The organism is Roseateles amylovorans, from assembly GCF_025398155.2.
Taxonomy (GTDB): domain Bacteria; phylum Pseudomonadota; class Gammaproteobacteria; order Burkholderiales; family Burkholderiaceae_C; genus Roseateles; species Roseateles amylovorans.
The window spans coordinates 4480269-4501893 of record NZ_CP104562.2; the positions used below are offsets into that span (position 1 = coordinate 4480269).

A 21625-nucleotide genomic window follows, 5' to 3' on the forward strand; every position below is an offset into this window, starting at 1 on the left:
ACGGTCGTCCGTACCGTCGTCCGTACCGCCATCCGTATTCGGCGGCCGCATCCCTGCGCGCACCGGCCCGCCGACCCCCTTCACGTAAACTGCCGCCGTGATCCCACCCGGCTTTATTCAAGACCTGCTTTCTCGCGTTGACATCGTGGACGTCGTGTCCCGTCACGTCGATCTGAAGAAGGCCGGCATCAACCACAAGGGCCTGTGCCCCTTCCATGGCGAGAAGAGTCCCAGCTTCATCGTCAGCCCCTCGCGCCAGACCTATCACTGCTTCGGCTGCGGCGTGCACGGCAATGCGGTCGGATTTCTGATGGAACACCTGGGCATCGGCTTCGTGGACGCGGTCCGGGACCTCGCCCAGCAAACCGGGATGCAGGTGCCGGAGGACGACCGCAGCCCCCAGGAGCGCGAGCGCGAGAAGGCCGTCAAGCAGCGCCAGGCCTCACTCACCGAGATCCTGGCCCGCGCCGGCCAACACTACCGCCAGCAACTCAAAGCCAGTCCCCGCGCCATCGACTACCTGAAGGGCCGTGGCCTGACCGGTCAGATCGCCGCCCATTTCGGACTTGGTTTCGCACCGGATGGCTGGCGGTCGCTCGCCAGCGCCTTCCCGGCCTATGACGATCCGATGCTGGTCGAAACCGGGCTGGTCATCCTGCAGGACGACCCCGGCAAGAGCGACGCCGAGCAGCGCCGCTACGACCGCTTCCGCGATCGGGTGATGTTCCCGATCCGCAATGTCCAGGGCGATGTGATCGGCTTCGGCGGCCGGGTGTTGGACAAGGGCGAGCCCAAATACCTGAATTCACCGGAAACCCCCGTCTTCAGCAAGGGCAAGGAACTCTACGGCCTCTACGAAGCCCGCACCGACATGCGCAAGCGCGGCTATGCGCTGGTGGTCGAGGGCTACATGGATGTGGTGGCCCTGGCCCAGAGCGGCTTCGGAAATGCCGTGGCCACGCTGGGCACGGCCTGCACGGCGGAGCATGTGCAAAAGCTCTTCCGCTTCACCGAATCGGTGGTGTTCAGCTTCGATGGCGATGCCGCCGGTCGACGCGCCGCCGGTCGCGCCCTGGAAGCTGCCCTGCCCCACGCCACCGACACCCGCAGCATCAAGTTCCTCTTCCTGCCGACCGAGCACGACCCCGATTCCTATGTCCGCGAACTCGGCGCCGATGCCTTCGAGCGCTGTGTGGAGCAGGCGGTTCCGCTGTCGCGGCAACTGATGGAAAGCGCGGCCGAAGGCTGCGACCTGGGCAGCCCCGAGGGCCGCGCCCGCATGCTGACCCACGCCAAGCCGCTGTGGGCGGCGCTGCCGGACGGCCTGCTCAAGCGCCAGATGCTGGGCGAACTCGCCCGGCGGGCGCAATTGCAGGATCAGGAGCTTCAGTCGCTCTGGCAAGGCGCGATGGCGCCGAATGCGCACCGTGGTCGCGCCGAGCGCCAGGAGCGGCCCGCGCGTGCGGTCCGCACCGCCGATGCAGCCTCATTTGGCGCGGACATGCCCTATTTCGAGGACATCCCCGCCTCCGCCTATGCCGACGACGGCGGCTATGAGCCCGGCGATGTCCATCTGCCGCAGGAGGCTTACGGCGCTGGCGCCCAGGCCCCGCAGGAGCAGCCGCCCGCACGCAAGAAGTGGGAGCCTCGCGGCGACTTCAAGGGCAAGGGCGATTTCAAAGGCAAAGGCGGTAAATGGGGCGACTGGCGCAAGCGCGATCAGGACCCCACCATGGGCATGCCCCGAAAGGCACCGCCCGCACCGATGGACCATGCGGTGCGCATGCTGCTGCTGCATGCAGAACTGTGGAATGCAGTCGGCGACCAGGACCTTCAACTGCTCCATGAACTTCCGGGAGAACACGGTCAACTGATCGCCTGGCTTGAACGCTTCATGGTGGATCACGGCCCGAGTCCCTGGGCGGTGCTGCAGGTGGCCCTGCAGGAGGCCGACCAGATCGAGTTGGCCCAGCGGGTCTGCGGCGGCCCGCTCAGCGCCCCGCCGCCCGACGAACAGGTCGACGACGAATTCCGCATCGTCATGCGCCGGCTTTGGGTCCAGCGCCTGGAGCAGGAGGCCGCCGCCATCGCCCAGAGCAAGGCGCCGGATATGCGCAAATATCAAGCAGTGCTGCAGCAAATCCGGGAACTGAAGGCCGGATGAACGTCTGTTTTGACGCTTGCAAGAATTTGGCAGATAATCAAGGGTTTTCGCGCGTCAAGAGTGACGGCAGCGCCAACCGGTCCCCGGCCCCCCACTGACCCTGGGCATATCAAGTGGCCAACCTATAACCGCTTGGGCTGCAATTCCAAACGTACACGCTAGCCTTCACGCGCAAAGCCTTGAGTAGGTCGGGAATCACCCCAACTGATCTCAAGGCCCGAGTTCGAGCCGCCTGGGCTCGTCCGCACCGCCTCTTGCGGCTGCCGACGATCCAGGTGGCCGTTTGCGTTGCACGCCCGTACCGAATCCCCTGAATTTCGATTCCACGAGCCACCCGAGGAACTGCATGACCGCCAAAAAGACCGCGTCCAAGGTTGCCGCCGCTGAGGCTGATGAGACCAAGAAGCCGGCCAAGGCCGCCGCCAAGACCACCAAGGCCGCTGCCGCCGTGAGCGACGACGCCAAGCCCAAGCGCGGCCGCAAGCCGAAGGCTGAGACCGAGTCCAAGAAACCCGCCAAGGCCAAGGCCGAGGAGGAAGAAGAGGACTTCGGCGACGTGGAAGCCGAAATCGAAGGCGAGACCGAGGTCGAAGCCGAAGTCGAGGCCGAGGTCGAGGAAGTGGGCGAAGACAAGCCCAAGGCCAAGCCGCTGCGCATGAAGGTCAGCCGCGCCAAGGAGCGCGCGCTGATGCGCGAATTCGGCCTGGACGAGACCGCCCTGACCGAAGAGGAAGTCGCCAAGCGCCGCCAGGAGCTCAAGACCCTCATCAAGATGGGCAAGACCCGTGGTTTCCTGACCCATCAGGAAATCAACGACCACTTGCCCGAGAAGCTGATCAACGAGGAAATCCTCGAGGCGATCGTGTCCATGTTGAACGACATGGGCATTGCCGTCTACGAGCAGGCGCCGGACGCCGCCACCCTGCTGATCCAGGGCAGCACCTCGCCGACCGCCACCGAGGAAGAAGCGGAAGAAGCCGCCGAAGCCGCGCTGTCGACCGTCGACTCCGAATTCGGCCGCACCACCGACCCGGTCCGCATGTACATGCGGGAAATGGGCACGGTCGAACTGCTGACCCGCGAAGGCGAAATCGAGATCGCCAAGCGCATCGAAGGCGGTCTGCAGGCCATGATGCTGGCCATCTCCGCCTCGCCCACCACCATCGCCGAGATCCTGGCGATGGCCACCAAGATGCGCGCCGGCGAGATGCAGATCTCCGAAGCGGTGGACGGTTTCGTCTCCGATGACGAGGCCGACGACTATGTCGCGGAAGAAGACTTCGACGAATTCGACGAAGAAGACGACGACGATGGCGCGGGCGGCTCCAAGGCCCTGACCAAGAAGCTCGAAGAACTGAAGAACGCCGCGCTGGTCAAGCTGGACTCGCTGGCGATCAACTTCGACAAGATGCGCAAGGCCTTCGAGAAGGACGGCTACAAGTCGGCCAACTACAACAAGGCCCAGTCGGCCATCAGCGCCGAGCTGATGACGATCCGCTTCACCGTCAAGACCATCGAGAAGCTGTGCGACATCCTGCGATCGCAGGTCGATGACGTGCGCCGCTTCGAACGCGAGATCCGCAAGATCGTCGTCGACAAGTGCGGCATGCCGCAGGAGCACTTCATCAAGACCTTCCCGCCCAACGTGCTCAACCTGAGCTGGGCGGAAAAGGAAGTGGCGTCGGGCAAGGCCTACAGCAACGTGATGTCGCGCAACCTGCCCGCCATCCAGGAGCTGCAGCAAAAGCTGATCGACATCCAGGCCAAGGCCGTGGTGCCGCTGGACGATCTCAAGGGCATCAACAAGCGGATGAACGAGGGCGAAAAGGCCTCGCGCGATGCCAAGAAGGAAATGATCGAGGCCAACCTGCGCCTGGTCATCTCGATCGCCAAGAAGTACACCAACCGCGGTCTGCAATTCCTGGATCTGATCCAGGAAGGCAACATCGGCCTGATGAAGGCGGTCGACAAGTTCGAATACCGTCGCGGCTACAAGTTCTCGACCTACGCGACCTGGTGGATCCGTCAGGCCATCACGCGGTCGATCGCGGACCAGGCCCGCACCATCCGCATCCCGGTTCACATGATCGAGACGATCAACAAGATGAACCGCATCTCGCGCCAGCATCTGCAGGAATTCGGCTTCGAGCCGGATGCCCCGACGCTGGCCGAGAAGATGGAGATGCCGGAAGACAAGATCCGCAAGATCATGAAGATCGCCAAGGAGCCGATCTCCATGGAGACGCCGATCGGCGACGACGACGACTCGCATCTGGGCGACTTCATCGAGGACACCAACAACACCGCGCCGATCGAAGCCGCCATGCAGGCCGGTCTGCGCGAAGTGGTGAAGGACATCCTCGACAGCCTGACCCCCCGCGAAGCCAAGGTGCTGCGCATGCGCTTCGGCATCGAGATGAGCACGGACCACACGCTGGAAGAAGTCGGCAAGCAGTTCGACGTCACCCGCGAGCGCATCCGCCAGATCGAGGCCAAGGCCATTCGCAAGCTCAAGCACCCGAGCCGCTCGGACAAGCTGCGCACCTACCTGGACAACCTGTAAGCAGCCGGCGCCCGTCCACACGGGCGCCACCTGCCGCCAGACTGGCCCCATCGGCCGGCCCGCGCCACCCGCGCGAGCCGGCCTTTTTCATTGCTGCAGCGCGCAAATCGCACCAGCGTGGGTCTCGGGTGTCGCGCGCGCATCAACACGTCCCCAAGCCGAGGGCTTCTCACAAGGTGACGGTCGGTTTCAGGCAGCTACACTGAGACTTCCGTCACATCTCTTCACGCCCAGATCCCGATGACCCAGATCCGCGAACGCACCGTCTTGTTTGCCGACCTTCGCGGCAGCACGGGGTTGTTCGAGACCCTGGGCAATGCCGAGGCATCCGGACTGGTCACCCAGACCGTCAGCCTGCTCGGTCAGGCGGTGAACGAATGTCACGGCAATCTCATCAAGACCCTGGGCGACGGCCTGATGGCCGCCTTCGACAATCCGCGCGACGGCATCAAGTCGGCCATGCGGATGCAGGAACTGCTGCTGGCGTCGTCGCTGCGCGCCGACCGCATGCGCAACATGTTCCTGCAGATCGCACTGGCACGCGGTGAGGTGGTGGAAATCCACGGCGACTGCTTCGGCGACGCGGTCAACGTGGCCGCCCGGCTGCTCGACCATGCCGGCGATGGCGAGACCGTGGTCACCGCCGAAGTCGTGCACGGCCTGACCCACGCCCAGCGCGCACGGTTTCGCAGCCTGGACCACATCAGCGTGCGCGGCCGTGGCGAGCCGGTCCACATCTATGTGCTGGACCAGGGTCGCGGCGACGCGGCCGCCACTCAATTCGGGGACGTGGTGCGTGCCGCCGCACCCGAAGGCATCCGGCTGGTGTGGCAAGACCTGGACCGGGTCTTCGACCTCGACAGCATGCCGATCGTGCTCGGCCGCAGCACCCAGGCCACCTACTGCATCACCGACGTGCGGGTCTCGCGCTCGCATGCCCGCATCGACTGGCAAGGCAGCAGCTTCAGCCTGACCGATCTGAGCTACAACGGCACCTTCGTCCGCTTCGGCGCCGGGGGGCAGACGCTCAGCCTGCGCCGGGGCGCCTGCACGCTGCACGGCGCGGGGGTGATCGGTCTGGGCGGCCCGCCGTCCGACACCGTCTCCCCGACCGTGCGCTTTGAGATCCTGCATGTGGCCGAAGCCGAGCGAGCCCCCGCGCTGCTGCGCCGCGGCCCCTGACCCCCATGAGCTTTCGCCCAGAACCCACCTACAACCACGGCAGCGCCCCCACCACCGGCCTGCTGCTTTGCAACCTCGGCACACCGGACGCCCCCACCCCCGCCGCCACCCGGCGCTATCTGGCGCAGTTCCTCGCCGACCCGCGCGTCATCGAGATCCCGAAGCTGGCCTGGCTGCCCATCCTGCACGGCATCATCCTGCGCACCCGCCCGGCGAAGTCCGCCAAGAAATACGCCAGCATCTGGATGAAGGAAGGATCGCCGCTGGCGGTCTGGACCGAGCGTCAGGCCAAGATGCTGCAAGGCTATCTGGGCGAACGCGGCCATCGGCTGATCGTGCGCCATGCGATGCGCTACGGCAATCCGTCCATCGCCTCGCAGCTCGATGCGCTGCGTGAGGCGGGCGCCACCCGGCTGCTGGTGCTGCCGGCGTATCCACAGTACTGCGCGGCCACCACGGCCAGCGTGATCGACGACGTCTCCCACTGGATGCAGAGCCATCGCAACCTGCCGGAGCTGCGCATCATCAACCGCTACCACGACGACGCGGGCTACATCGCCGCGCTGGCCGAGAGCGTGCGCGCCCACTGGCAGCGCGAAGGCCGGTCCGACATGCTGGTGATGAGCTTCCACGGCATGCCGGCGCGGACCCTGGCCATGGGCGACCCCTACCACTGCGAATGCCTCAAGACTGGCCGCCTGCTGGCCGAGGCGCTGGGCCTGTCGCCCGCGCAGTACAAGGTGACCTTCCAGAGCCGGTTCGGCAAGGCCCGCTGGCTGGAACCCTACACCGAGCCGACGCTGCGCAAGCTGGCCAGCGAGGGCCTCAAGTCGGTCGACCTGATCTGCCCCGGCTTCGCGGCCGACTGCATCGAGACCCTGGAAGAAATCGACATGGAGGCCCGTGAGGCCTTCCTGCACAGCGGCGGACAGCAGTTCAGCTACATCCCCTGCCTGAACGACAGCCCGGCCCATGTGCGGGCACTCGCCAGCCTGGCCGAGCGCCACCTGCAGGGATGGCCGACCCAGACCCCGCCTCAGCCCGCCGAACTGGCCCGCCAGCGTGAAGCGGCCTTGATCACCGGCGCGTCCCGATAAAGCGCGTCCCGACAAGGCGGGTCCCGTTCAGGCGGGTCCCGGCGCCAAGGTGGGACGGCCGGGTTTGCTTGTTGGGGCGTCGCCTCGCTCCATGTCCGCCCGCGCCGCAGGCTCGGCGCACGACCTCCCGGTCATTGGCGCCAGAGGGCCCGGACATCGCGGCGCCGCGAACCGCAGCAGCGCTGGATGACTGCGGCGGCTGAACTACCGCGGTCATCCTTCCAACAGGCAAGCAACGCAGATCGATCAGATCGATCAGATTGGTGACGCCGCCGCAGCGCGATCGCCGAAGCGGCGGCGTTCGGTCACGCCGCTGTCAGCGCGCTCGCCTCCCGACGGGCGCCCCACCATTTCCACAGGCGCGGCAACACCAGCACCAGCACCACGATGGCCAGCAGCGCCGCCGACAGCGGCCGCTCGAGGAACACCGTCCACTGGCCGCCGCCGATCGAGACGCCATTGCGCAGATGCGCCTCGGCCAGAGGCCCGAGGATCATGCCCACCACCACCGGCGCGGTCGGGAAGTCAAAGCGCCGCATCACCACTCCCAGAGCGCCGATGGCCAGCATCACATAGAGATCGAAAGCGCTCTGGCGCATGCCGTAGACACCGACCGTGGCGAAGATCAGGATGCCCGCATAGAGCGGTGCCTTCGGGATCTTGAGCAGCTTCACCCACAGGCCGACCATCGGCAGGTTGAGCACCAGCAGCATCACGTTGCCGATGTAGAGCGACGCAATCAGCGCCCACACCAGGGCCGACGAAGTCTGGAACAGCTGCGGACCGGCCTGAATGCCGTAGTTCTGCAGCGCCGACAGCAGGATCGCCGCGGTCACCGAGGTCGGGATGCCCAGGGTCAGCAGCGGCACCAGCGTGCCGGTCACGGCCGCATTGTTGGCCGCTTCCGGACCCGCGACGCCTTCAATGGCGCCAGTGGTGCCGAACTCGGCCTTGTGCTTGGAGAGCTTGCGCTCGGTGGCATAGCTGAGGAAGGTCGGGATCTCGGTGCCACCGGCCGGGATGATGCCGAACGGGAAGCCGAGCCCGGTGCCACGCAGCCAGGCCGGGATCGAGCGCCGCCATTCCAGACGGGTCATGTGCACCCGGCCCATCGTGTTGAGCTGCTGGTTGCTGCGGCCCTCGTAGAGCGCCACATACAGCGTCTCGCCCACCGCAAACAGGCCCACCGCCACCAGCACCGTCTCGATGCCGTCCATGAACTCGGGCACGCCCGCGGTGTAGCGGACCTGACCGGTGATCTGGTCCAGGCCCACCAGGCCCATCGCCAGGCCGATGAACAGCGCCGTCAGCCCGCGCAACGTGCTTTGCCCCAGCACGGCGCTGACCGTGGTGAAGGCCAGCAGCATCAGGCAGAAGTATTCCGGCGGGCCCAGCGTGACGGCGAAGTCCGCCAGCACCGGTGCGAACAGCGTGACCAGCACCGTCGCGATCGTGCCGGCGACAAAGGAGCCGATGGCCGCGGTGGCCAGCGCTGCACCCGCACGGCCGTGCTTGGCCATCTTGAAGCCTTCCAGCGCGGTCACCATGGTGCCGGTTTCACCCGGCGTGTTAAGCAGGATGGAGGTGGTCGATCCGCCGTACATCGCGCCGTAGTAGATGCCCGCGAAGAAGATCATCGATGCGGTCGGATCCACCTGCGCGGTGATCGGCAACAGCATGGCCACCGTCACCGCCGGGCCCAGGCCCGGCAGCACGCCGATCGCCGTGCCCAGCGCGCAGCCCACGAAGGCCCACATCAGGTTGACCGGCGTGCCGGCGGTGGCAAAACCGCCCATCAACTGGGTCCAGAGTTCAGTCATCTCGATCCCCTCAGAGCCAGCCGCTGGCGGTGATGGCCGGCAGATTGAGCGCCAGCAGCTTGTTGAACAGCCAGAACACCGGTGCGGCGATCAGCATGCCGGTGATGCCGTCCAGCAGCACCTGTCGCGCCCCGCCGCCGACCCGGCCCTCGGCCCGGCGCAGGCCGCGCACCGCCAGCATGAAGCACAGCGTGCAAGCGAAGACGAAGCCGATCACCGTGATCAGCGAGGCATTGGCCACGATCGCGGCCACCACCCAGGCCGCGGACACCCAGTCCGCGCGCGGGGCGCCGGACGGCGGCTCCATCTGCCGGAACCCGCCAGTGCGGGCCTCCCAGACCAGCCACAGGCCGCAGACCATGAGCGCGATCGACACGCCCCAGGGCAAGGCATTCGGACCGATGCCGGCATAACCGGCGTCGGAGGGAATCGCCGCGGCACCAAAGGCCATCACCGCACCGAGGACGAACGCGCCGATGCCCACGAGCGTCTGATGCAGGGGGCCGGGGCCATCGTCGTCGGAGGGGGACGGATCGGTCGGCAGCGAGCCGCCGGTCGCCGCCATGGGCGGGACAGGCGAAACAGGCCGCACAGGCGACACGGGCGCGGCGTTGTCGCCGGTCGGGAGGGACTGGGTCATGGGGTGCCTCAGATCATTCCGGACTTGGCCATGATCGCGCGCAGCGAGGCGAACTCACGGTCGACGAATTCGTCGAAGGCCTTGCCGGTCAACACCGCCGGCGTCCAACCGTTCTTCTCCAGCGATTCGACCCAGGCCTTGGAGCTGGTCGCCTTGACGACCATGTCGGTCAGCGCCTGACGCTGGGCCGGCGTGATGCCGGGGGGCGCATAGACGCCGCGCCAGTTGCCGATTTCGACGTTGTAGCCCAGCTCCTTCATGGTCGGAATGTCCAGGCCCTTGAGGCGCTGCGGCGCGGTCACCGCGATCGGGCGCATCTTGCCGCTCTCGATGTACTGCTGGAACTCGCTGTAGCCGCTGCCGCCGATGGTCACATTGCCGCCCAGGATGGCCGCCGTCGCCTCACCGCCGCCGCGGAACGGCACATAGTTGATCTTGGCCGCATCCACGCCCACCTCGCGGGCCAGCATGGCCGCAGCGATGTGCTCGGTCGCGCCGCGCGAACCGCCGCCCCACTTCACACTGGCCGGATCCTTCTTCAGTTGCTCGACCACATCCTTCATGGTCTTGAGCGGCGAGCTCGACGGCAGCACGAACACGTTGTATTCGCTGGTCAGGCGTGCAATCGGCGTGGCCTGGCTGAGGCTGACCGGCGGCTTGCCGGTGATCAGTCCGCCCAGCATCACCGCGCCCATGACCATCAAGGCATTCGGATCGCCCTTGCTGGCATTGACGAACTGCGCCAGCCCGATCGCGCCGGCCGCGCCGCCCTTGTTGTCGTAGGTGACCGAGGTGGCGGCGCCGGCATCCTGCAGCGCCTTGCCCAGCGCACGGCCGGTGGTGTCCCAGCCGCCGCCGGGGTTGGCCGGCACCATGATCTTGAGGTTGCCGGCGGCATGGGCCGACATCGGCAGTGCACCGGTGGCCGCCAGGGCCGCCAGGGATTTGAGGAACTGGTCTCGTCGCATGAAAGTCTCCGTTTGATGTTGTGGGTGTCGGGGTGGCGCGTCGCCGGACTCGCGGCGCGCAGGGTCGCTCGGCGGCAGGACTAGGCGGGATGGGCGCACCAGGGCAATCGCCGATCCGCGCGCATCGTAGGCCCACAGACCTGCACCGCCGGTCGCCAGGATGCGGCGGCGGCTCGCGCGGCGGGGGCAGCCGCTGGGGCGACGTCATTCGGCCGGGCGCCGCTGGTGGGGGCGCCGCTGGTGGGGGCGCCGCTGGTGGGGGCGCCTGTCGGGGCGCTTGTGGCGCCGCGCTGCGCGGTGCATTGGGCAGCGCGCTGTCCGGTGCATCGGGCGGCGGCACGGCGCACGAGGCGCCGTCGCGAGGTGATCGCGAGGGTCATGTTGTCTCCAGCGCTTCTTGTTTTCTTGTCAGTCGAGGATGGCTCACCCTGCAGGGCGGGCAGCCATGGTGCGGATGCTGCGCACCGACGCTGTCAAACCGCTGTCGACGATCTCAGGGTTCACCCCGACTCCCGCCCCCTGCGGCCCTGCCGGACACTGGCGGCATGCATGCCATGACCCTGCTGTTTGTCGAGGACAACCTGGCGCTCCAGACCACCGTGTCACGCTCGTTCGAGCGGCGTGGCATCCAGGTGGTGGGCTGCGGCGAAGGCCGCGCCGCCCTCACCCGCTGGCAGGCCCAGCCGCCGGACGTGGTCCTGCTGGACCTCTCCCTGCCCGACATCGACGGGCTGGAAGTACTCTCCAGCGCGCGCGCGGCGCGCCTGGCCACGCCGGTGATCATCCTCACCGCCCGCGGCACCGTGGGCGACCGCATCCTCGGGCTGAACATCGGCGCCGACGACTACCTGCCCAAGCCCTTCGACCTGGACGAGCTGGAGGCGCGGGTGCGCGCCCTGGCACGACGTCACCGCCGCGCCGCCGATCAAGGGCCGCCGGAGACCGAATCCTTCTGCGGCCTGCGGGTCGACGAGCAGAGCGGCGCGATCTATCACCTCGGTGTGCCGCTCGAACTGCCACCGCGCGAAGCGGCGCTGCTGCGGGCCCTGCTGGCACGCCCGGGTCAGGCCGTCGGCAAGGACCGCCTGACCGAGCTGGTGTTTGCCGACAGCGCCGAGGTGCAACCCGATGCGGTCGAGGTCGTGGCCTACCGCCTGCGCAAGAAGCTGCCGCCGATGAGCGCCAAGCTGGTCACCTTGCGGGGCCTGGGCTATTTGCTGAAGGCGACGGACTGAGTTGAAGACGCTTGTGCTCCGCGGGCTGTCGTCCATGCGCAGCCGGCTGCTGTTGGGCATCCTGCTGCCGGTGGCGGTGCTGATCGCGATCAACGCCTACCGCCTGCATGAAGATGCCCTGCGCGCCATCGACACCGCCTATGACCGCACCTTGCTGGCGTCGGCCAAGGCCATCGGCGAGCAACTGGACGTGGCGGGCTCGCCGGATGCGCCGGTGCTGGTCGCCGATGTGCCCTATGCCGCCCTGGAGGCCTTCGAGGCCGACAACCGCAGCCGCATGTTCTATCGGGTGACGGGTTTCGACGGGCGTTGGGTCTCGGGCTTCGAGGACCTGCCCGCCTGGCACGGCCGCCTGCCCGATCGCGGCGCCTACGCCGCGCTGGTCGATTTCTATGACGACACCTATCACGGCGAGCCGGTGCGGGTCGCCGTGCTGATCCAGCCGGTGGCCGGTCAGGCTGGCCTGGGCGTGGCCACGATCCAGGTGGCCGAGACGCTGGAGCTGCGCAGCAAACTGGCCCGCCAGGTGCTGCTGGCCACGCTGTGGCGTCAAGCGGCGCTGCTGGCGGTGATCGCAGCGGTGGTCTGGCTGGTGGTGCAGTTGGCGACGCGGCCGGTGCGGGAACTCAGCCGCATCATTGCGGCCCGCGACGATGCGGATGTCCGCCCCCTCGAACTCGCCCGCGCGCCGGCTGAACTCGCGCCGCTGGTGGCCGCCATCAACGAGGCCTGGGGCCGTCAGGCCGGCCTGCTGGCGCACCAGAAGCGCTTCGTTCGCGACACCTCCCATCAGTTGCGCACGCCGCTGGCGGTTCTGAAGGCGCAGGTGCAGTCGGCACAGCGAGGCGACGTGCCGCTGTCTCAGGCCATCGACGAGATCGGTCAGACCGTCGACGGGGCCACGCTGCTGGCCAATCAGATGCTGGCGCTGGCCAAGGTGGAGCAGTTGCGCCAGCAGGGCGATCCGCCGGTGCTGGATCTGGCCGACACGGTGCGCGATGTGGCCCTGGACCTCGCCCCGCTGATCGCCGATGCCGCGCTGGATTTCGAGCTGGAGGCCGTGCCCGCCCCGGTGCGCGGCCATGCCTGGGCGCTGCGCGAGCTGGTGCGCAATCTGCTGCACAACGCCCTCAAGCACAGCCCACGCGGCGGACGGCTGGATGTGTTGCTGCACCGCGAGGGCGACCGCCTCGAACTGCGGGTGCGCGACAGCGGCCCGGGCATTCCGGACAGCCTGCGGCCCCGGCTCATGCAGCCCTTCGCCGCCGCCGGCGGGCATGGCGGTGCCGGACTTGGCTTGGCGATCTGCCAGGAGATCGTGCGGTCGCTGGGAGGCGAACTTGCCCTGGACAACCGCATGGCGCATGGGGTCATCGACGGACTGGACGCCATCGTGCGGCTGCCGGCGGCAGCATCGGTGCCGCTGTTCGCAGCCTCACCCGCGCCCTCAGCTGTTTCCGACCCAGTTCTCTCTTCAGTTTCCTCCCCGTTCCCCCCGCCGTCGACCGCTGAGTCGCCGCGGATGCCGGAGAATCCGTGACGATGGCCGCTTCCAAAGACACTTCCCGCCCTTCCCCCGCCGGCGCCCGCGGTGCCAGCCTCGACAGCCTGCGCCTGGACAAATGGCTCTGGGCGGCGCGCTTCTACAAGACCCGCTCGCTGGCGGTCGATGAGATCACCAAGGGCCGGGTCACGGTCAACGGCCAGTTGGCCAAGGCCTCGCGAGACCTCCGCCCGGGCGACCTGGTGCGCCTGCGCCAGGGGCCGGTGGAGCGCGAAGTGCGGGTTCTGGGCGTGAGCGCGATCCGCGGACCGGCACCGGTGGCGCAGACGCTGTACGAGGAGACCCCCGACAGCGTGACCGCCCGTGAACGGGCGGCCGAAGCGCGGCGCCTGGCGCCGGAGCCGGCCGACACCATCGAACAAGGCCGTCCGACCAAGCAGGACCGCCGCCGCCTGGCCGAGTGGGACCGATGGAGCGCCAGCATCGACTGATCGGAACGCTGTCGCGGGGGACACGATGCCCCCCGCGGCGCCCATGGCGCCGCTGTCTGATCGGCGATTTCAGACGACCGTTGTTCGCCAAACGTGTGAAAGACGCGTGGACGGGTAACAGGTCCCGGGCGGGTCCGATCGGGGATGCGAAAATCTCCCTCTTGAACTTCCGGACATCCACCCCAGATGCGGCGGGTCGCCCGACGCGATTGATTCCAGTCGCAGCCCGGGCATTCGCTTTGGGGCATTCCAACCATGACCACCGACAACCACAACGCTGACTCTCAGCAACCCGATTTCCAACCGGCGCCCGAGGCCCTGGAAGCCAAACTGGCCGAGACCGAGGCACGCCTGGCAGAAATGTCGGATGCCTATCTCCGCGCCAAGGCGGAAGTCGAGAACACCCGTCGCCGCGGCGAAGACGAGGTGACCAAGGCCCGCAAGTTCGCGGTGGAAGCCTTCGCCGAAGCCATGCTGCCGGTGATGGACAGCATGGAAGCGGCCATCGGTCGACCGGACGCCTCGGTCGAGACCGTGCTCGAAGGCGTGCACGCCACCCGCCGCCAGCTCGGCGCGGCCCTGGAGCGCAACAAGGTGCTGGAAATCAATCCGGCCGCCGGCACGAAGTTCGATCCCCATCAGCACCAGGCCATCTCGATGGTCCCGGCCGACCAGGACGCCAACACCGTCGTGGCCGTGCTGCAAAAGGGCTACTCGATCGCCGAACGGGTGCTGCGCCCCGCGCTGGTGACCGTGGCCGCTCCCAAGTAAGCCGCGTCCGTCATCGACCGGAACCCGCAGAAATCGGCAGATTCCAGGGTCAAAACCGCTGAAAACAGGGCGCCTTGCGCGTTTCGACGCCAGCGGCCCCTTGAAACCGGTCAAGTTATCCACAGATCAGACAGCATCCGGGTCGCGTGATCCGACTGCGCATCCAAACGAATTCAGGAGCTCACCATGGCAAAGAAGAAGATCATCGGCATTGACCTCGGCACGACCAACTCGTGCGTCGCGGTCATGGAAGGCAACACCACCCGCGTCATCGAGAACGCCGAAGGCGCGCGCACCACGCCGTCCATCATTGCCTACCAGGAAGACGGTGAAGTGCTGGTCGGCGCCTCCGCCAAGCGCCAGGCCGTGACCAATCCGCGCAACACGCTGTATGCGGTCAAGCGCCTGATCGGTCGCAAGTTCCAGGAAAAGGAAGTCCAGAAGGACATCAGCCTGATGCCCTACACCATCGCCGCCGCCGACAACGGCGACGCCTGGGTGGAAGTGCGCGGCAAGAAGCTGGCCCCGCCGCAAGTCTCGGCCGAAGTGCTGCGCAAGATGAAGAAGACCGCCGAGGACTACCTCGGTGAAGAAGTCACCGAGGCCGTGATCACGGTTCCGGCTTACTTCAATGACGCCCAGCGTCAGGCGACCAAGGACGCCGGCCGCATCGCCGGCCTGGACGTCAAGCGCATCATCAACGAGCCCACCGCCGCGGCCCTGGCCTTCGGCCTGGACAAGCACGGCGCCGGCGACCGCAAGATTGCGGTGTTCGACCTGGGCGGCGGCACCTTCGACATCTCGATCATCGAGATCGCGGACGTCGACGGCGAGAAGCAGTTCGAGGTGCTGTCCACCAACGGCGACACCTTCCTGGGCGGCGAAGACTTCGACCAGCGCATCATTGACTACATCATTGCCGAGTTCAAGAAGGAACAAGGCGTTGACCTGACCAAGGACGTGCTGGCCCTGCAGCGCCTGAAGGAAGCCGCTGAAAAGGCCAAGATCGAGCTCTCCAACAGCTCGCAGACCGACATCAACCTGCCCTACATCACCGCAGACGCCTCGGGCCCGAAGCATCTGAACATCAAGCTGACCCGCGCCAAGCTGGAGTCGCTGGTGGACGAGCTGATCGAGCGCACCATGGCCCCTTGCCGCACCGCGATCAAGGATGCCGGCGTGTCGGTGGGCGAGATCGACGACGTCATCCTGGTCGGCGGTATGTCGCGCATGCCCAAGGTGCAGGAGAAGGTCAAGGAGTTCTTCGGCAAGGATCCCCGCAAGGACGTCAACCCGGATGAAGCCGTGGCCGTCGGCGCCGCGATTCAAGGCCAGGTGCTGGGCGGCGAGCGGACCGACGTGCTGCTGCTGGACGTCACCCCGCTGAGCCTGGGCATCGAGACCCTGGGCGGCGTGATGACGAAGATGATCAAGAAGAACACGACCATCCCGACCAAGTTCAGCCAGACCTTCTCGACCGCCGAGGACAGCCAGCCGGCCGTGACCATCAAGGTCTACCAGGGCGAGCGTGAACTGGCGCAAGGCAACAAGAGCCTGGGCGAGTTCAACCTGGAAGGCATCCCGCCGGCACCGCGCGGCATTCCGCAGATCGAGGTGAGCTTCGACATCGATGCCAACGGCATCCTGCACGTCGGCGCCAAGGACAAGGGCACCGGCAAGGAAAACAAGATCACCATCAAGGCGAACTCCGGCCTGTCCGAGGCCGAGATCGAAAAGATGGTGAAGGACGCCGAGGCCAATGCCGCCGAGGACAAGAAGAAGGTCGAGCTGGTGCAAGCCAAGAACCAGGCCGACGGTCTGGTGCATTCGGTGCAGAAGTCGCTGACCGAGCACGGTGACAAGCTGGATGCGGCCGAGAAGGAAAAGATCGAAGCCGCGATCAAGGACCTGGAAGAAGCCATCAAGGGCGACGACCAGGCCGACATCGAAGCCAAGACCGAAGCGCTGATGACGTCCAGCCAGAAGCTTGGCGAGAAGATGTACGCCGAAGCCCAGGCGGCTCAAGGCGCAGGCGGCGCCGCTGGCGATGCCGCCGGTGCGGCCGAAGCGGCCCAGCAGGCGCATGCTTCCGCGAAGCCGGCGGACGACAACGTCGTCGACGCCGAATTCAAGGAAGTCAAGGAAACGAAGTAAGCCTTTCGTGCCGACCTCGCTGTCGGCGCGACAGCCGCCGCGCGAGCGCTGCAAGCCTCGCGCGGCGTTTTTGGTTTGAAGGTTGTGAGCAGGCCCAGGAAACCCCATGGCAAAGCGTGACTATTACGAGGTCCTAGGCGTCGCCAAGAACGCCGGCGAGGACGAGATCAAGAAGGCTTATCGCAAGCTCGCGATGAAGTACCACCCTGACCGCAATCAGGGGGAAGGCGCCAAGGAAGCGGAAGAGAAGTTCAAGGAGGCCAAGGAGGCCTACGAGATGCTCACCGATGGCCAGAAGCGTGCTGCCTACGATCAGTACGGCCATGCGGGCGTGGACCCGAACCAGGGCTTCCGCGGCGGCGCTGGCGCGGAGGGCTACGGCGGCTTCGCCGAGGCCTTCGGCGACATCTTCGGCGACCTGTTCGGCGGCGGCGGCGGTGCGGGCGGACGCCGTGCGGGCGGCGGTGGCCAGCAGGTCTACCGCGGCAGCGACCTCAGCTACGCGATGGAGATCACGCTGGAGGAAGCCGCCCGCGGCAAGGAAACCCAGATCCGCATCCCGTCCTGGGAAGGCTGCGAGACCTGCAGCGGCTCGGGCGCCAAGCCCGGCACCAGCGCCAAGAGCTGCGGCTCCTGCGGCGGCACCGGCACGGTCCACATGCGCCAGGGCTTTTTCAGCATCCAGCAGACCTGCCCGCATTGCCACGGCACCGGCAAGATCATTCCCGAGCCCTGCACCACCTGCAACGGCGCTGGCAAGATCAAGAAGACCAAGACGCTGGAGGTCAAGATTCCGGCCGGCATCAACGAAGGCATGCGCATCCGGTCCGCCGGCAATGGCGAGCCGGGGGTGAACGGCGGCCCGTCGGGCGATCTCTACATCGAGATCCGCATCAAGCAGCACGACATCTTCGAGCGTGATGGCGACGATCTGCACTGCACCATGCCGGTGTCGATGACCACCGCCGCCATCGGCGGCACCATCGAAGTCCCGACCCTGGGGGGCAAGGCCGAGATCGAACTGCCCGAAGGCACCCAGCATGGCAAGACCTTCCGGTTGCGCGGCAAGGGCATCAAGGGTGTGCGCTCCAGCTATCCGGGCGACCTGTACTGCCACATCAGCGTGGAGACGCCGGTGAAGCTGACCGAGCACCAGCGCAAGCTGCTCAAGGAACTGGACAAGAGCTTCCGCGACGGCGGCGACCGGCACTCGCCCAACGCCAAGAGCTGGACCGATCGGGTCAAGGATCTGTTCAAGTAAATCGCGCAGTTTGCGTCGCAGTTATCGAATCGAGGGGCTCCCCACGCAAACCCGGGATAGCCAGCCCGGGGGCGAGGTCGACAATGCGTGAGTGAGTCCCACCCTACGCACCGACCGGCAGTACGGCAGCCCCCCGACGTCCACGCTGATCGCGACGCGGACGTCGACCCTGCAGCCGAACCGCCCGCCTCGCTCCCTCGGGAGCGGCGCGGGCGTTTTGCTGTCCGGTCCCGCGCCGGGGCGTCCATCATGAACATCGGCAGCGGCGCCTTCGCCCGTACCCAGGCGCTGGTGATCGACAGCAATGCGAACTCGCGCAGCCTGATGACAGCCCAGTTGCGCGAACTGGGCGTCGGCCATGTGCGTCAGGCCACGCGGATCCGGGACGCTCGCGTGATCCTGGAGACGCAACCCTACGACATCGTCCTGTGCGACTACTACTTCGACGGCTCCGAGCTGTCGGGGCAGGACTTGCTGGACGAGCTTCGCCGCGAACAGCTGCTGCCCTATGCCACCGTCTTCGTGATGGTCACCGGTGAAGCCTCCTATGCGAAGGTGGCCGAGGCAGCGGAAGCCGCGCTCGATGCCTACCTGGTCAAGCCCTACACCAGCGCCGCGCTGGCCGAGCGGCTGGCCAGTGCCCGTCATCGCAAGCATGAACTCAAGGCGATCTTCGAGGCGATCGACGCCAAGGAGTTCGCCGAGGCCGCCGACCTCTGCCTGGCCCGTTTCGAATCACGCGGTGCCTACTGGCTCTATGCCGCGCGCATCGGCGCCGAGCTGATGCTTCGATTGGAGCGCCATGACCAGGCGCGTCAGTTGTATGAGGCGATCATCGCGGCGCGCACCGTGCCGTGGGCCCGCCTGGGCGTGGCCCGCACCGAAGTGGCCAGCGGCAACCTGAGCGCGGCCCGCCGCACCCTGGAAACGCTGATCGGCGAGATGCCCGATCAGGCCGACTCCTACGACCTGATGGGCCGGGTGCAGATGGAGCAAGGCGAGATCGGTGCCGCCCTGGCGACCTACCGCACCGCCGCGACGCTCACCCCCGGTTGCCTGTCACGCCAACAGCACTTTGGCGCACTGGCCTTCTATGCCGGCGAGCGGGAGGAATCGCTCAAGATGCTGGAACGCAGCGTCGCCCAGGGTCTGCGCTCCAAGCTCTTCGACTGGCACAGCCTGGCGCTCATCGGCCTGATGCGCTTTGACGCCAAGGACAACAAGGGCCTGAAGTACGCCCAGGACGCCTTGATGCAGGGCATGGAACGCGCCCCACGCGACCCGCGCCTGCAGCGCTTTGACCTGCTGCTGCGCGGCCTGCGCCTGCTGATGGACCGCCGCCTGGCCGACGCCTTGCAGAACGCGCGCGAATTCGCCCGCATGGTCGATCATGAGGACTTCGATCTGGAGGGCGCCAGCCTCTTGCTGGCGCTGTGGGTGCGGATGGCGCGGCAGGACATCCAGCTCTCCGAAATGGAGACCCTGGCCAACCGGATCGGCCTGCGCTTTTGCAGTTCCAAGTCCGCCACCGAGGTGATGGTGTGCATGGCGGAGGCCCATGAGCCGACCACGCAGTTGCTTCGGGATGCGCATTCCCGCATCTTTGCCGTGTCGGAGACGGCGATGCGCCATGCGATGCGCGGCGACGCCCGCACTGGCGTGCTGCTGCTGCTGGAACAAGGCAGCACCTCGCTGAACGCCAAGCTGATCGACATGGCGGCGCTGGTGCTCAAGCGCTACCGGGACCGGATTGCCGATCCGGAAACCTTGGAACCACGGATCGAGGCGCTGCAAAAGCGCTATGTGCAGAGCAGTGGGCAGGGATTGAAGGCGGCACGCGCCGCCGGCGGCATGGCCTTGCGCAGCTAGCGGACCTCACCTGGAAACTGCGCGATTTCCCTCGCGAAAACCGTGCAGCGTGGGTGCGATGATCGCCCTTTTTCAGCGCCACTTCAGGTGGGACAACTACAAAGGCTGGTTGACCTGACCCCACCTGCTTTCTTCAAGATGTCCTTGCACGATTCCCGCCCTCTCGCCGCAGCCGTTGCCGGTCCTGACCAGGGACGCTCTCCCCTGATCTTGACCTGGTGGGCCGCCCTGTGGATTGGGTTGTTCGGCAATTGGCCGCTGTGGCAGCGCATGGCCGGGATGCCTGATTTCGATGGCGCTCGCGGCACGATCTTCATTGCGGTGTTCGCCGGCATCGTGATCATGGTCCTGGGCGCCCTCTTCAGCCTGCTGGCCTGGCGCGTGGCGGTGAAGCCGCTGATCGCCATCCTGTTGCTGATGACGGCGCCGCTGGCCTATTTCATCGGCAGCTATGGCGTGGTGATCGACAGCACCATGATCACCAACGCGCTGCAGACCGACGTCCGGGAGACCCGCGATCTGCTGGGCTGGGGGCTGGTGGTGCATCTGGTCGTGATCGCCCTGCTGCCGCTGCTGTGGCTGTGGCGCCAACGGGTGCGAGACACCCGCTGGTTCAAGCGATTGGGATGGAATCTGGCGAGCGTCGCGCTCGCGCTGCTGGCGGGCGTGGGTCTGGCGGCGACCCGCACCGCCGACATGGCCTCGACCCTGCGCAACCACAAGGTGCTGACCAAGATGGTCAGCCCGGTCAATGCGCTGTGGGCCACCGGCGCGCTGGCGGTGCAGAAGACCCGCACCCCGAAGGGACCGCCGCAGGTCGTCGGCGCGGATGCGCATCTGGCGCCGCGCGCAGCAGGCACCAAGCCACCGCTGGTGCTGCTGGTGGTGGGCGAGACCGCACGCTCGGCCAACTTCGCGCTCAACGGCTACGACCGCCCGACCAATCCCGAGCTGAGCCAATTGCCGGTGCTCAGCTATCGCGAAGTCGCGTCCTGCGGCACCAGCACGGCGGCCTCGCTGCCCTGCATGTTCTCGCACCTGGGCCGCGAGGTTTTCGTCGATCATCCCGGCAACCAGGAAACCTTGCTTGACGTGCTGCAGCGCGCCGGCCTGGCGGTGCTGTGGCTGGACAACCAGTCCGGTTGCAAGGGCGTGTGCGACCGCGTGCCGAATGCGCAGGCGATCAACCCGGCACGCCCGGACCATCCCCTGCCGGCCGGCCTGTGCGGCAGCGATGGCGAATGCTTCGATGAGGCGATGCTGCACGACCTGGACGCCCGCATCGCGGGCCTGGACCCGCAACGGGCGGCACGCGGTGTGGTGCTGGTGATGCACCAGATGGGCAGTCACGGGCCGGCCTACTTCAAGCGCACGCCCGACGAACGCAAGCCGTTCAAGCCCGAATGCCGGAGCAGCGCCTTGCAGCAGTGCCCGATCGACCAGGTCCGCAATGCCTACGACAACACCATTGCCTACACCGACCATGTCCTGTCCCAGGCCATCCAATGGCTGGGCCGGCAGGAGGGGCAGTTCGATCCCAGCTTGCTGTATGTGTCGGACCATGGGGAATCGCTGGGTGAGAACAACCTGTTCCTCCACGGCATGCCCTACGCCCTGGCGCCGAAGTTCCAGAAGCATGTGCCGCTGGTGATGTGGCTGCCGCCCGCCACCCGCCAATCCCAGCGTCTGGATGAGGCTTGCCTCAAGAAGCGCCTGGACATGCCGCTCTCGCACGATGGCCTGTACCACACGGTCCTGAGCCTGAGCGGTGTGCAGACCGCGCTCTATCGCAAGGACTGGGACTGGGTGGCCGCCTGCCGGCAGTCACGCATCGAGGCCGCTGCGCCGGCAACGCCTCAGTGAGCCACGCGCCTCACCGCCCTGCCCGGCGATTGGGCCATGCGCT

General features: G+C 66.9%; 15 protein-coding genes. 12 read left to right on the plus strand and 3 right to left on the minus strand.

Translation table 11 applies throughout. The features are described from left to right. Positions 1-97: 97 nt before the first annotated feature. From dnaG to hemH, 4 genes are all read left to right on the plus strand, one after another. Positions 98-2164, plus strand: a complete 2067-nt coding sequence (gene dnaG, locus N4261_RS18565; RefSeq protein ID WP_261756758.1) for a DNA primase — start codon at positions 98-100, stop codon at positions 2162-2164. Positions 2165-2510: 346 nt separating this feature from the next. After that, positions 2511-4727, plus strand: coding sequence for an RNA polymerase sigma factor RpoD (rpoD, locus tag N4261_RS18570; RefSeq protein ID WP_261756759.1), 2217 nt, complete (start codon positions 2511-2513; stop codon positions 4725-4727). Positions 4728-4967: 240 nt separating this feature from the next. Next, the gene (locus tag N4261_RS18575; RefSeq protein ID WP_261756760.1) at positions 4968-5909 is read left to right on the plus strand and encodes an adenylate/guanylate cyclase domain-containing protein; all 942 of its coding nucleotides are present in this window, start codon (positions 4968-4970) and stop codon (positions 5907-5909) included. Between the two features lie 5 nt (positions 5910-5914). Next, positions 5915-7006, plus strand: coding sequence for a ferrochelatase (gene hemH / locus N4261_RS18580; RefSeq protein ID WP_261756761.1), 1092 nt, complete (start codon positions 5915-5917; stop codon positions 7004-7006). Positions 7007-7311: 305 nt separating this feature from the next. Here the strand turns inward: hemH and N4261_RS18585 are convergent, their stop codons facing one another. The 3 genes from N4261_RS18585 to N4261_RS18595 form a co-directional block, all read right to left on the minus strand. Beyond that, a complete protein-coding gene (locus N4261_RS18585) occupies positions 7312-8826 on the minus strand; it encodes a tripartite tricarboxylate transporter permease (protein WP_261756762.1) in 1515 nt (504 codons plus the stop codon). 10 nt (positions 8827-8836) lie between these two features. Next, positions 8837-9391, minus strand: a complete 555-nt coding sequence (locus N4261_RS18590) for a tripartite tricarboxylate transporter TctB family protein (RefSeq protein ID WP_435532076.1) — start codon at positions 9389-9391, stop codon at positions 8837-8839. An 83-nt stretch (positions 9392-9474) separates the two neighbouring features. Continuing rightward, positions 9475-10434 (minus strand): Bug family tripartite tricarboxylate transporter substrate binding protein, encoded by a 960-nt coding sequence (locus N4261_RS18595; protein WP_261756764.1) that lies wholly within the window; start codon positions 10432-10434, stop codon positions 9475-9477. Between the two features lie 554 nt (positions 10435-10988). Here N4261_RS18595 and N4261_RS18600 point away from each other — a divergent pair. The 8 genes from N4261_RS18600 (at position 10989) to N4261_RS18635 (ending at position 21582) form a co-directional block, all read left to right on the plus strand. Continuing rightward, positions 10989-11669 (plus strand): response regulator transcription factor, encoded by a 681-nt coding sequence (locus N4261_RS18600; protein WP_261760767.1) that lies wholly within the window; start codon positions 10989-10991, stop codon positions 11667-11669. Between the two features lie 34 nt (positions 11670-11703). Beyond that, entirely contained in the window at positions 11704-13209 is a 1506-nt protein-coding gene (locus tag N4261_RS18605) for a sensor histidine kinase (protein ID WP_261760768.1), read from the plus strand. A 2-nt stretch (positions 13210-13211) separates the two neighbouring features. Then, positions 13212-13664, plus strand: a complete 453-nt coding sequence (locus tag N4261_RS18610) for an RNA-binding S4 domain-containing protein (RefSeq protein WP_261756765.1) — start codon at positions 13212-13214, stop codon at positions 13662-13664. A gap of 255 nt (positions 13665-13919) precedes the next feature. Further along, a complete protein-coding gene (gene grpE, locus N4261_RS18615; RefSeq protein ID WP_261756766.1) occupies positions 13920-14435 on the plus strand; it encodes a nucleotide exchange factor GrpE in 516 nt (171 codons plus the stop codon). 186 nt (positions 14436-14621) lie between these two features. Further along, positions 14622-16589, plus strand: coding sequence for a molecular chaperone DnaK (dnaK, locus tag N4261_RS18620; RefSeq protein ID WP_261756767.1), 1968 nt, complete (start codon positions 14622-14624; stop codon positions 16587-16589). 106 nt (positions 16590-16695) lie between these two features. Beyond that, a complete protein-coding gene (gene dnaJ, locus N4261_RS18625) occupies positions 16696-17850 on the plus strand; it encodes a molecular chaperone DnaJ (RefSeq protein ID WP_261756768.1) in 1155 nt (384 codons plus the stop codon). 249 nt (positions 17851-18099) lie between these two features. After that, complete coding sequence (locus tag N4261_RS18630; RefSeq protein WP_261756769.1) at positions 18100-19719, plus strand: response regulator; 1620 nt, start codon at positions 18100-18102, stop codon at positions 19717-19719. 138 nt (positions 19720-19857) lie between these two features. Beyond that, a complete protein-coding gene (locus N4261_RS18635; protein WP_261756770.1) occupies positions 19858-21582 on the plus strand; it encodes a phosphoethanolamine transferase in 1725 nt (574 codons plus the stop codon). The last annotated feature ends 43 nt before the right edge of the window (positions 21583-21625 follow it).